The following is an 11,925-nucleotide window of genomic DNA, read 5'->3' as shown; positions in this document are numbered from 1 at the left end:
CGCTGCGCTTGCTCACCGGATGCCCGGCAGAATCCCGGGTGCAGCCCTGCTCCAGGTATTCGCGCAAGCGCTTGGGCGACATCGTGTAGGTGGCCTCGTCCACATCCACGAATTCCGGCAGCGCCCCGACCTGGGAGATGGCTTCGGTGGTCGCGATGAAAGTGTTCGGCACCGTCACTACGACCTCGCCCGGCTTCACGCCGACCGCCGCCAGCGCAAACCGCAGCGCATCGGTGCCGCTGTTGACGGCCACCGAGTGCCGGGTGTCGCAGAAGCGGGCAAATTCGTTCTCGAACCCGCTGACCGCCGCGCCGCCCACGAAGCCAGCGGTGTGCAGCGCCTCGCGGAATGCCGCCACCAGCTCCTCTTCCAATTGCTTGTGGGGAGTGACCAGATCAAGGAAAGGGATGTTCTGGGCCATATTATTTCGACGAAGCCGCCTCCTTCAGCGAGCGGAGGATCCGCGCCGGGTTGCCGGCGACGACGGTGTCAGCGGGGACGTCCTTAGTGACCACGCTGCCGGCGCCCACGATGGCGCCTTCTCCGACCGTGATGTTGGAAAGAATGGTCGAGCCCGAGCCGATGGAAGCGCGCCGCTTGATCAGCGTGCGTTCTACCTTCCAGTCCGCCTCGGTCTGCAGGCCACCCGACTCCGTGGTGGCCCGCGGGTAAGAATCGTTGATGAAGGTCACGCCATGGCCGATGAATACTTCGTCCTCGATAGTGACCCCCTCGCAGATGAAGGTATGGCTGGAGATCTTGCAGCGGTTGCCGATCTTGGCGTTCTTCTGCACTTCGACGAAGGCGCCGATCTTGGTGTCGTCGCCCACTTCGCAGCCATACAGATTGATGAATTTTGCCAGCTTGACGCCTTTCCCGAGCTTCACGTCGGGAGCGATGCAAACATATTCATTCATATCCGGGAACCCTCGAATGTTCAGACTAGCCTACCGCACGATGGCGGTAGCCGCCTTCGGGGTGTCGTGCACATAGACCAGTTTGCCCCGGTTGCTGATCGAGGTCTGGGCGGCTTCCAGCATGTTCACCACCCGCAGGCCCGCCAGGCCGTCGTTGATGGGAGTCTTGCGGTTGGTGACGCAGTCCACGAAGTGGGCCAGCTCGAGCTTCAGCGCTTCGACCTGCTCGACCTGCGGTGACCACATGTCACCCGAGCGGTAGCTCACCAACAGCTGGTAGACGTTCTCCTGGGTCTTGATGTCGACGCCCTTGTCGTAGATCTTGATCTTCTCGTCGGCTTCCAGGTCGTTCCACACCAGCATCTTCTTCTCGCCGCCGATCAGGGTGGTGCGCACCTTCACCGGCGAGAGCCAGTTGACGTTGATGTGGGCAATCACCTTGCCGGGGAAATAGATGGTGAGGAAAGCGATGTCCTCGTGCCCGTTGAGGTGGGCCTGCCCGGTGGCGACCACCGCCTCGGCCTTCTCCGTGATCAGGTAGTCCATGATGGAGAGGTCGTGCGGCGCCAGGTCCCAGACCACGTTCACGTCATGCTGGAAGAGGCCCAGGTTCACGCGCATCGAGTCGTAATAGTAGAGGTCGCCCAGGGTGCCCTTGTCGATCAGTTCCCGGATCTTGCGTACCGCCCCGGTGAACAGGAAGGTGTGGTCCACCATGATGGTCAGGTGCTTGCGCTCCGCCAACTCGACCAGTTCCTCGGCCTGGGCCACGGTGGCGGTGAACGGTTTCTCGACGAAGACGTGCTTGCCGTTTTCCAGCGCCGCCCTGGTCAGCTCGTAGTGCGTCCACACCGGAGTCACGATGGCCACGGCGTCGACGGTGCGGGAGTTGATGACCTCGGAAGCGTCGCTGCAGACCTTGATTTCCGGAAACGCGTGCTTCGCCTTCTTCAGCGATTCTTCGCGCTGGTCGCAAACCAGCTCCACCTGGGAGCCCTCCAGGCCGCGGAAATTGCGGACGATGTTCGGCCCCCAGTAGCCGTATCCGATCACTCCTACTCGTAGCATGATGAGTTCCCTATACGTTCCGTGGCGCAGCCCAGGCTACGCCGAAGGTCATTTCCGTTCGATGAAAACGCGAGCGAGAGAGCACAGCCAACTGCGGCACAGATTATAAGTCGGGGGAGAACCCGTAAGCAGGTACGAAAGTCACTCAGCAAGCGCCGTCGCCGGAGAACACGGCGCCTGGGGTTTGCAGCAGGATCTTGATGTCCATCCAGATGGACCAGTTCCTCGCATACTGCAGGTCCAGGCGGACCATATCGTCGAAGTTGGTCCGGCTGCGCCCCTTGATCTGCCACAGACCGGTGATGCCCGGCTTCACTTCGAAGACCCGTTTACGGTGCCACACGTCGTAGGCTTCGAATTCGTAGGGCACCGGAGGCCGCGGGCCCACCAGCGACATGTCACCCCGCAGAACGTTGAAGAACTGGGGCAACTCGTCCAGGCTGGTGCGGCGGATGAACCGGCCGAGCGGAGTGACCCGCGGATCGTTCGTGATCTTATAGATGCCGCCATCCTTCGAGGCGTGCCGCTTGCCTTTACCCGAGATGAAGCTGGTCACATACTCCTGGTGGATCTTGGAGTCGCTGTTCAGGTACATGGAGCGGAACTTCAGGAACGTGAACGGCGCTCCGTACTGCCCGACCCGGTTCTGGCGGAAGAGGACCGGCCCCTTCGACGTGAGCTTGATGAGAGCCGCGATCACCAGGAACACGGGCGAGAGCATCAGGATCGCGGTCGCGCTGCCGACGATGTCCAGGGCCCGCTTCATCACCTGCGCGCCGGTACGTGAACCGGCGCCCACATGCTCATCGTGGTAGAACAGCCGTACCTTCTGCGGACGGTGTTTCTCCGATTGCTCGGGATACAGGTGACACGAGATCGAGATGGCATTGATGTCACGGACGCTCAGGTTGTTCCGCAGGGCCGAGGTCACGCGGTTCAGGATGATCTTGATCGCGCCTTCGTTGGCGGTGCCCATCTCGGTGAAGATGACCCCGATCACCGACCCTTCTTCGTACCAGCCCACGATGTCGGTCTCACGGATACAAGTGGAGAGCGAGGCCACCGCCTGCTGGGTGATCTCTTCCCCAGCTCCCGCGGCGAACGCCTGTGCCCCATCCAGCAAGAGCAACACAAATTGCTTCGCCGAGCGCTCCGACCTCTTGCGCTCCTGGGACAGCATGGCCAGGAAGATTTCCTCTCCGATGAGGGTGTGGGTCCCGGTCGCCGACAGCATGCGCTCGACGTTGCGGATCAGGCCGTTGTAGGGTGCTCCACTGGGTCTTGAGGTCAGCGTCGATGCCATCGCGGGTCTGCGTTCCCCTTCCATGCTCAATGTCCCAACCTGCCACTCACGAAAGAGCAATCCAACTTCCAGATGGAATCGCCGGGGGCAGAGGCAAGAACTCCCAGCGGTCCCTAACTGCTTGAAGACTAGAACCCTTACACCGACCTAGTGCAATCCGTTACCATCGTAATTCGAGCCCTCGAGTGGCACCGGGAATGCGATGTGCAAACTCTTGCACTATGGTTGAAAACTACTACCACCGGCCGTCTACGGATGGTCTCCGTTGCGACTCTTGCGATAGTACAAGTCGTAGTACTTGCGTTCAGCGCTCTTCGACTCGTTGACCACGACGCCGACCAACCGGTCCTTCTGGAACGAATCCAGCACGTTCCGTAACAGCTTGGTCGGAGTCTGTCCCTCGCGGACCACCAGCACGGTGGCTTCAGTCAGTGCGGCCCAGATGGTGGAATCGGCCAGCGGAGACAGCGGCGGCGAATCGACGATCACCCATTCAAACACCTCGCCCAATTCGGTCATGAGCTGCGCCAACCGGTCCGACTGCAGGACCTCCAGGGGCTGGCCGGGAACCTTGCCGGCGGGCAGGAACCAGAGAGGAAAATCCTGGGATCGCCGGAGAAACTGATGGATGGGGACCTGGTCACGATACCAATCCGCGATGCCCGGCAGCTTCTCGCTGCCGAACATGCGGCTCAGCCCAGGCTGGCGAAGGTCGCCATCCACCAGCAAGGTCCGCTGGCTGGCGTTCTTGGCGAGGGTGATCGCCAGGTTAGCGGAAACCACACTCTTGCCTTCGCCCTTCATGCAGCTGGAGATCAGCAACTTGGTGAAGCGCCGGGGGTGACGCAGATGTCGCAGCCGGGTGCTCAAGACGCGCATCTTCTCGGCCCCGAGGCTGCGTTCATCACTCAGTGACACCAGCCGCGACTTCGGGGTATCGATGACGGACAAAATCGCACATTGGTCCAGTGCCGAGAGATCAGCCGCCGGTGCCGCGAGAGGACTCACCGCTTCCGCCGCCATCTCCGGGATGGCCGTCGTCCGGTCTCCCTGTGATTGGGACTTCTGTAGCGCTTCAAAAATCTTGCTCATGTTCGAATACTCTCCGCCTCGAACTGCAGGCTTTCATACGTTGGTTCTGCGTGCTCCCAGGGGCCCTCAACCGAAGTAGTACACCAGCACTGTGGCCGAAGCGATGAAGATGAAGCACAGCGTTGCCGCTGCCACCTGGAGGATCCCCCACCTGCGCTTCGCCGATTCTTCGGCCGCGGTCCACAGGCCTGGGACCGTGGTCAGCACAGGGGCCGCCACCAGCTCCTTCAACTGCCCCTCGCGGTCGATCCGCGGATTCACGAACTCCATTACCACCAGGAGAACAAAGGCAATGGCAAATCCTGCCCCAATCCCCGCCAAGCTGAGCTTGAAGCGGTCGGGCGAGTAAGGCTTCTCCGGCAGGCTCGGGGGATCGATGACACGGAAGTTTTCCCCCTGTTGCCGCCTCTCCAGGTTGGTGGCCAGCGCCGATTGCTGCTGTTTGGCCAACAGCGAATCGTAGTTCTCACGCGACCTCTGGTAGTTGCGGATGACATCACCCAGCTCCTGCTCCCGAACCGGGGTCAGGTTCAGCCGCCCCTGGTAGCTTTCGATCTGGGCCTGGAGACCAGCGATCTCCCTCCTGCGATTCGTGACGTCCAGTTCGGTCGCCTTCAACTGGCTTTCGATCTGCATGAACGGACGCACCTTTTTCGGGTCCGCGTCAGGCGACAGGCTGACGTCGGCCAGGTCGGACGGCCGCTCCTTGCCGGATTTCGCGTCCGCCTGCAGGTCCTTCTTCAGCTGCTCCGTCTTCGCGATCTCTTCCTGGATCCTCACCACGTCCGGATGCTTGGGCGTGTATTTTGCGCTCAACTGGGTCAATTGCTCTTTGAGCTTGTCCAGTTGCTGGTCGAGCGCCGGCAGGTTTGCGCCTTCGCCTCCCAGCGACCGGTACTGGCCCCGCAGCGATTCCAGGTACAGTTTTTGCTGCTCCGCGTGGTGCAGGCTCTCGGTGGCCGACGCCAAGCGGCTCTGCAATCCCGCCAGGATCTGCAGGTTGCTCTGCAACTGCTCCGGCAGCTCACCCAGGTACTTGTTCTTGAACTCCCGCATCCGCTGTTCCTGCTCCGCCAGGTCCTTGCCCGCGTCCGTCAGCTGGGTCTGCAGGAAGGCAGTAGTGTCTTCCGAGAGTTGCGCGCGATTCTTGAGGTTTTCTTCAATGAAAAGTGACGTCAACTCGCCGGTCACACGCTGCGCGATGGCTGCGGTGGGGCCGGAGTACGCGATCTTGAACCCGGTGAGCACGTCGGTCTTCCCCGGGCTCTTGACCAGATCGATGTCGATGTCCTTGCGCATCATCTCGATCACAGCGTCCATTGACATGTGCTTGCGTTCCCGGGGATACAGTTGGAAGGTCTCGATGATGTGCTGCAGACGGGTCCGGCTCAGGATCTGCTCGCTCATGGTCTGCAGGCGGCGCTGGATGTCCAGGCTCACGTTGGGCGTGACGAACTGCACCGGCACTTTCTGCTGCTCTACCAGGATCACGGTTTCCGAGCGGTATTTCTCGGGGAAGAACCAGCTGGCCCCCATCAGCGCAGCCCAGGTGGCCACGACCGGCACGATCAACCACCACCGGCGACGGCGCAGGATGGCCCAATACTGTTCTACTTCGACGCCTTGTGTTTCCTTGAAGTTATCCACGTGCTTTAGCTCCCAATCGATCGCGAGAATGTGTAGTGAAGCGTGACCGCCGCCCGATTGTGGTCGCTGGGGACCAGCAATCCGAGCCCCGTGGACCTCCCTTGGCGGGCGCGCCAGTATTCGACCGTCAGCCCCAGATGCGGAGTGAATGTGCGTGTGACGCTGGCATTCCCCGAGAAATAACGCGTACCGAAATTGCCGAATCCGCTGACCGAGTGATTGACGTTGTAATTCACATAAGCACTTGCGACCCAGCGTCGGCTCAACCGCTGCCGCAAGCCAACATTGGCGCTCACCAGTTGGACCGCATATCCCAGCCCGCCGCCATCGCTGACCTGACGGACCACGCTCGCGGTCACCCCGGTGCGGTTGTGGGTCCAACCGTACTGCGCCCCAGCCGTCCAGGACCACGAGCCCTGGATGGGTTGGGGCAGGAATCCCGCGCTGGTGCGCACATACTCGGGCCCGCCCCACACCGAGAGCGACATGCTGGGAGTCAGCGTGACGGTGTGGTAGTACGCGATCGAATGGGTGGTCGTACCCAGGCTGGTACTGAAGGTAAACCTCTGGATGTCGTACGCCAGGCTGCTGGTGTGCCGCGGTGAGAACTGATGAGTGACGAACGCCCGCCCGCTCACGCTATAGGTGTCCGGTTGAACAAAGCTGGGGGTCACGGTGGAAGATTCGTAGTTGACCAGGGCGAAACTCCCGCTCGCCCCCAGGTTGGTGTGTGGTCCGAGTTGATACGTGACGTCCATTCCCACCTGGTCCGACGTCCTCGTCGCCGGCGGACCTAAGATCGACTGGTTCGGCGGGTTTTCGAAATCCGGGACGTTGGAGCCGGGATACCGGGTGAACGGGTCCGAACTCCGGTTGAAGCTGTTTCGCAACCGGAAGTCCAGCCTCCGGACCGGTCGAAAATCGAAGCCCACGATGAGGTTCTCGCCGAAGCGCCCGTACTGAGGAAGGTTGTAGCTGTACGAGATCGTGGTCAGCGAATCGGCGGAGAAGCTCCAATGGGCCCGCGACACGTCCCAGGAGACGCGCGGCGCAAACTGGTAGATGAAGTTCGAGACCTTGTGCTGATTATCGTTGAGGGCGTTGTCGTCAAAGTGGCTCGAGATCCCCAGGTCGACCGACAGAAGGTTGTTCAGCTCGGTGTCGCCGCTGAGACGGGGCGTTTCCCGGTTTCCATTCAACGGCGACGGAACCGCAGACTGAGACCAGGCTGCCGGGACCAGCGCCAGGGTCATGAGCATCGCGATTGCGTATCTGGATGCAGCCATCAGATTGCCTCCAGTTCATAACCTTCGATACAGAAGGAGATCGAGCGCTCGATGGTACACACGGAGACCACGAAGCGCCGTTCACCCCGCGTGCCTACCAGAACGCCTTCCAGGCCGTCCAGGACGCCTCCCGAAATGCGTACCCTCTGGCCGATCCTCGGGAACGGCTCCCCCGTAACCTGGATGTTATTCAGGACCAGGGTCTGAATGTGCTCGATCTCGCCGGCCGGGATCGCCATCGGCCTATGATGGGTGCCCACGAAGCTGACCACCCCGGGGACGCTCGCCACCAACACCCGCATCCGGGGCACGGGCGCGATGCGCACGAAGGCATAGCCCGGGAACAAGGGGAAGCTGACCAGTTTCCGGCGGTCGCTCCACTTGCGGACCTGCTGCTGGACCGGCAAGAAGCTCTCGATCCCGCGATGCTCGAGTTCCGCTGCCACCTTCTTCTCAAACCGGGAGCGTGTCCGGATCGCGTACCACTGCGGTGGTTCCGCCAGCGGACCGCTCTGCGGGATGGCCGATACCAGTTGGACCGCACTACTCATAGCTTCGCCCTCTGAGTCACATCAACCCAGTGACCCCGGAACTGCCGGGTACACTCTTGCGCCACGTTTCGTGGCGGCTAACGCGCTCCGCCGCATGCCCTCTCATCGCGTAACGCCGGGCATACGGCGGGTCAGTCCTTTCCGCTTTCGAGCATTCTGGCCCGATCTCGCGCCGAGGCCACTCCGTTGCCCTTCAACTTGTAGAGCAATGCCCGATAACTGATGCTCAACATCCTGGCCGCCCGCTTGCGATTCCAATGGTTGGCTTCCAGGGTCTTCAGGATCACCTTGCGTTCCAGGTCCCGGACCGCCGTGCGCGTGATCTCTTTCAGGGAGATCGGGCGGTCGGCCGCGATCTCCGGCAGGTTGGCGGCAGCGGTTGCCTCCGGCGAGGCGTCAATCTCCCGCCAGATCGCATCTCCCGACTCGAGGATGACGTACCGCTTCATCAGGTTCTCTAACTGGCGAACATTCCCCGGCCACGCGTAACCCATGAGCATGTCCAGGGTCTGGCTCGAGATCGGCTTGGCGCGCCGGTTGTACTTGGCGTTGAAGGTATCGATGAAGTAGTCGATCAGGATGGGAATGTCGGCACTGCGCTGCCGGAGCGCCGGCATGTGCAGGCAGATGACATTGATGCGATAGAGCAGATCGGGGCGGAAACGGCCCTTGCCCACTTCTTCTTCCAGCCGCAGGTTGGTCGCGCACACCACTCGGACCTCGATCTGGGTGTCTTCCTGGGCCCCAATGCGGCAGAACTGTCCGTCCTGCAGCAGCTGCAGCAGCTTGGACTGTAGCGTGAACTCCAGCTCGGAGACCTCATCCAGGAACAGGGTTCCCCGGTGCGCCAGCTCTACCCTGCCGGGCTTGGACTCGAAGGCGCCCGTGAAACCCCCCTTCTCGTACCCGAACAACTCACTCTCCAGGAGGCTGCCAGGGATTGCCGCACAGCTCACTTTTACAAACGGTCCCGATTGCCATGGGGACTTGCAGTGCACGAGGCGCGCGATGATGTCTTTCCCCGTCCCACTCTCGCCCTCGATGAGCATGGGCACGTTGGCCGCAGCCACTTTTTCCACGCTAGCCCGCAAGGCCTGCATGGGCTCGGAACACCCAAAGATCACAGACTCTGGGGGCAGAGGCCGCTGACTTATCGACGCCAGATTTGAGGCAATTGTGGACATCTGCAAAATCTCGCTCAAAATCGAAATTATGTTGCACATGTCGCACGCTAGCCACCAAATCCCGTCCAAGGTGCAGAAACCTTGGTAATCTAGCGAAGATTACTATTTATTTTCAATAAGTTATAAAACTTCTCAGGATGGCCCCAGGGTCGTCGCCCTAGGGGAAAGCTGGCCCGACTGGAACATCTTTGAGCACTCAAGTGAGAAAACTTTTTCACATAGAGGAAACGAGTTTCCTCAGACCCCTGGGTACTGTGGCTTCGTCTCAGGATGAGAAAGGCCTAGGCAAGGGCGGTCGGGCTGGATCCGGCCAGCGGGACCACGGCTTTGAATCTAGCCCTTGACACCAAGCTCAGAGAGCGCTTTGCGGGCTTCTTCCAGGGAGGGGGATTTCAGGCCCAGCTGCAGAGCCTTTTGCAAGTGTTCCTTCGCCCGCGGCGCGTTATTCGTCTTCTGATACGCCAACCCCAGGTGGCACTGGATCTCGGGGCTGTTGGGTGTCTTCTTCACTGCTTCTTCGAGCAGGTCGATTGCCGAGCTGTAGACGCCCTTCTTCAAATAGATCAGGCCGAGAGTGTCGGCGACGTTGGGCGAGTCGGGCATGGCCCGACGCGCCACCTGGGCGAGGGACAGCGCGACGTCCAGATTCCCGCCTCGCTTGACCAGCAGGTAAGCCAGGTTATTGGCCACGGGCGCATAGTTGGGGTCGATGGCCAGAGCCTTTTGGTACAGCTCCTCGGCGCCCGCGAGATCCTTGCGGGATTCTTGCAGAGTGCCGAGCATGAAGTAGGCGCGGACATCCTTGGGATTCTTCTGCAGCAACGACTTCCAGGTGGCGGCGGCCTGGTCCGGCGACCCGGCCGCGACTTGCACCTGCCCCAGCGCCATCATGGCGTCCGGGTTCTTGGGATCCATCGCGGCCGCCTTCTTCAGAGACTCCTGGGCCCCGGCATAGTCCCTGGTGCTGGCCTGCAAACGGCCGAGGGTCAGGTAGTAATAGCTGTTGTTGGGCGCCTTCTCGATCGCCTGGCGGACCCGCGCCAGCGCCTTGTCCGGCTGCTTCTGACTGAGGTAAAAGGCGGCCAGCGCCTGTAACGCTTCGATGGCGTTCGGGTTCCGCTCCAATGCCTGTTCCAGCAGCTTCTCCCCTTCGCTGTACTTCTTCTGCGCGAAGCGGAACTCGCCCAGTTTGACGTAACCGAGGGGGTTCGTGGGAGCCACTTGAATGGCGGTCTGCAGATCGTGCTCGGCCTTGTCGCTCTGCTTGTTCGCCAATTCGACGATCGCGCGATCGACGTAGCCGTCGGGGGCCGACGGTTCGCGGCCAATGATGGCTTCGGCGGCGCTGGCCAGCGTCTCCATGTCGCCCTTCCGGATGGCGATTGTCGCCAGGGCCCGCTGTGCCGGCACGTGTTCGGGACGCAGCCGCACCGCCTCGCGGAACTCTTTTTCCGCACGCGAGGAGTCTCCGCTCACCTGCAGCGCGACTCCCATGACATGGTGGGCGAACGCGTTCTGGGGCTCGCGTTTCAGGACGTCTTCCAGGTTCCGGATCGCCTCCTCTGCCTTGCCGGCCACCAGAAGGGTGTTGGCGCGGTAGATCAATCCTTCGACATCCTGCGGATTGTCCGCCAGTATCTCGTCCGTGAGCTTGCTTGCATCCGCCGTGCGCCCGTCGGCCAGCAGCAGCTCGATGTAGGATTTCTTGAACGCGGTGTCCTTGGGATGGTCGCGCATCACGGAAGCGAACTCCGCCATGGCCTTGTCCTTCTCGCCGATGCCCATGTAAAACTCGCCCAGCGAGCGATAGGCGGCCGGTTCGTCTTTCAGCGCCTTCTTGGCCTCGATCATCACCTGCTCGGCTTGGCCCTTGTCCTTGCGCGCCAAGTAGAACTGGGCCAGCCGGACCCGCGCCTGCAGCGCCTCCGGCGCCCCCTCGATCCCGCTCCGGAACTGCTGTTCCGCTTCCGAGAACCGCTCCTGCCGCTGGTAGAGGTTGCCCAAGGCGACGTGCGCGGGCAGGAACTTGGGATCGATCCCGATGGCCTTCTTCAGGGTGGCTTCCGATTCCGCCGCCTTCTTCGCCGTCCACTGCACGCCGGCCAGCTGCACATACAGAGCGGGGGTCCGCGGAGCCAACTCGACGGCCTTCTGCAGATTGGCGAGGGCCTCGTCGGGTTTGTCCTCCGCCGCCGAGATCCTCCCCAGGAGGGCGTACGCCCCCGCATTCAGAGGGTCTTTCTTGATCACCAGCTCAGCGCGTTCGCGCGCTTCGGGCCGCTTACGAGCGGCAGCCAGCAGGTTTCCCAGGTCCAGCTGGGCCTTTGTATCGCCGGGGTCGATCTCGACCGTGCGTCGCAGTTCGCTGTACGCGGCGCTCCACGCCCCCGAGGCCAGGTACACCTGAGCCATCCCGTAGTGCGCCGGCGCGAAGGAGGCGTCCAGTTTGATGGCGTTTGCGAACTGGATCCCGGCCTCTCTGTATTTCTTCTCCTTCAGATAGGCGTTGCCCCGCTCGAGGTACTTCTGCTTGCGGACATTGGGATCGCGGGAACACCCCACCAGCAGCATGAAGAGGAGGGAAAAGGCCAGGATCGATGCAATAGAGCGATTGCGGTCACGCATCACGACGAACGTCCTCCGCGCAAGACTGAAGACTAAGAAGCTCAACCCACGCGCACCACGAACAGTGAGCACAATACAGCAATTTCATGGCCAACGGAACTCAATCCGAACTTCGCTGCCCGCAGTATAAAGCAAGAGGCTCTCGCTGTCCGGGGCCCAGAGCAGGTTGTGCGAGCGGCCGGAAAAGGGAACAGCCGCTCTTGCGAGCGGCTGTTGAGACTCTTGCAGCCAAACCCCTCCCGAACCTAGCCC

General features: G+C 61.6%; 10 protein-coding genes. All 10 read right to left on the bottom strand.

Annotated elements, in window-relative coordinates; all coding sequences use genetic code 11:
• Positions 1–421: DegT/DnrJ/EryC1/StrS family aminotransferase (locus VMS96_05470; GenBank protein HVP42858.1), on the bottom strand; the 421-nt coding region annotated here is incomplete at its 3' end.
• 1 nt (position 422) lies between these two features.
• Positions 423–917 (bottom strand): acyltransferase, encoded by a 495-nt coding sequence (locus tag VMS96_05465; GenBank protein ID HVP42857.1) that lies wholly within the window; start codon positions 915–917, stop codon positions 423–425.
• Positions 918–947: 30 nt separating this feature from the next.
• The gene (locus VMS96_05460; GenBank protein ID HVP42856.1) at positions 948–1,985 is read right to left on the bottom strand and encodes a Gfo/Idh/MocA family oxidoreductase; all 1,038 of its coding nucleotides are present in this window, start codon (positions 1,983–1,985) and stop codon (positions 948–950) included.
• Between the two features lie 145 nt (positions 1,986–2,130).
• A complete protein-coding gene (locus VMS96_05455; protein HVP42855.1) occupies positions 2,131–3,288 on the bottom strand; it encodes a sugar transferase in 1,158 nt (385 codons plus the stop codon).
• A 249-nt stretch (positions 3,289–3,537) separates the two neighbouring features.
• The gene (locus VMS96_05450; GenBank protein ID HVP42854.1) at positions 3,538–4,380 is read right to left on the bottom strand and encodes a CpsD/CapB family tyrosine-protein kinase; all 843 of its coding nucleotides are present in this window, start codon (positions 4,378–4,380) and stop codon (positions 3,538–3,540) included.
• A gap of 66 nt (positions 4,381–4,446) precedes the next feature.
• Entirely contained in the window at positions 4,447–6,027 is a 1,581-nt protein-coding gene (locus tag VMS96_05445; GenBank protein HVP42853.1) for an XrtA system polysaccharide chain length determinant, read from the bottom strand.
• A 5-nt stretch (positions 6,028–6,032) separates the two neighbouring features.
• Positions 6,033–7,313 (bottom strand): hypothetical protein, encoded by a 1,281-nt coding sequence (locus VMS96_05440; GenBank protein HVP42852.1) that lies wholly within the window; start codon positions 7,311–7,313, stop codon positions 6,033–6,035.
• Complete coding sequence (locus tag VMS96_05435; GenBank protein HVP42851.1) at positions 7,313–7,864, bottom strand: UpxY family transcription antiterminator; 552 nt, start codon at positions 7,862–7,864, stop codon at positions 7,313–7,315. The genes VMS96_05440 and VMS96_05435 overlap by 1 nt, the downstream gene beginning before the upstream one ends.
• 131 nt (positions 7,865–7,995) lie before the next feature.
• A complete protein-coding gene (locus VMS96_05430; GenBank protein ID HVP42850.1) occupies positions 7,996–9,048 on the bottom strand; it encodes a sigma-54 dependent transcriptional regulator in 1,053 nt (350 codons plus the stop codon).
• A gap of 333 nt (positions 9,049–9,381) precedes the next feature.
• Positions 9,382–11,673, bottom strand: a complete 2,292-nt coding sequence (locus VMS96_05425) for a tetratricopeptide repeat protein (protein HVP42849.1) — start codon at positions 11,671–11,673, stop codon at positions 9,382–9,384.
• Positions 11,674–11,925: the final 252 nt, after the last annotated feature.

The sequence above is a fragment of the Terriglobales bacterium genome, from assembly GCA_035543055.1.
Taxonomy (GTDB): Bacteria; Acidobacteriota; Terriglobia; order Terriglobales; family Acidobacteriaceae; genus JAIQFD01.
This window is presented reverse-complemented; position numbering and strand designations above follow the sequence as displayed.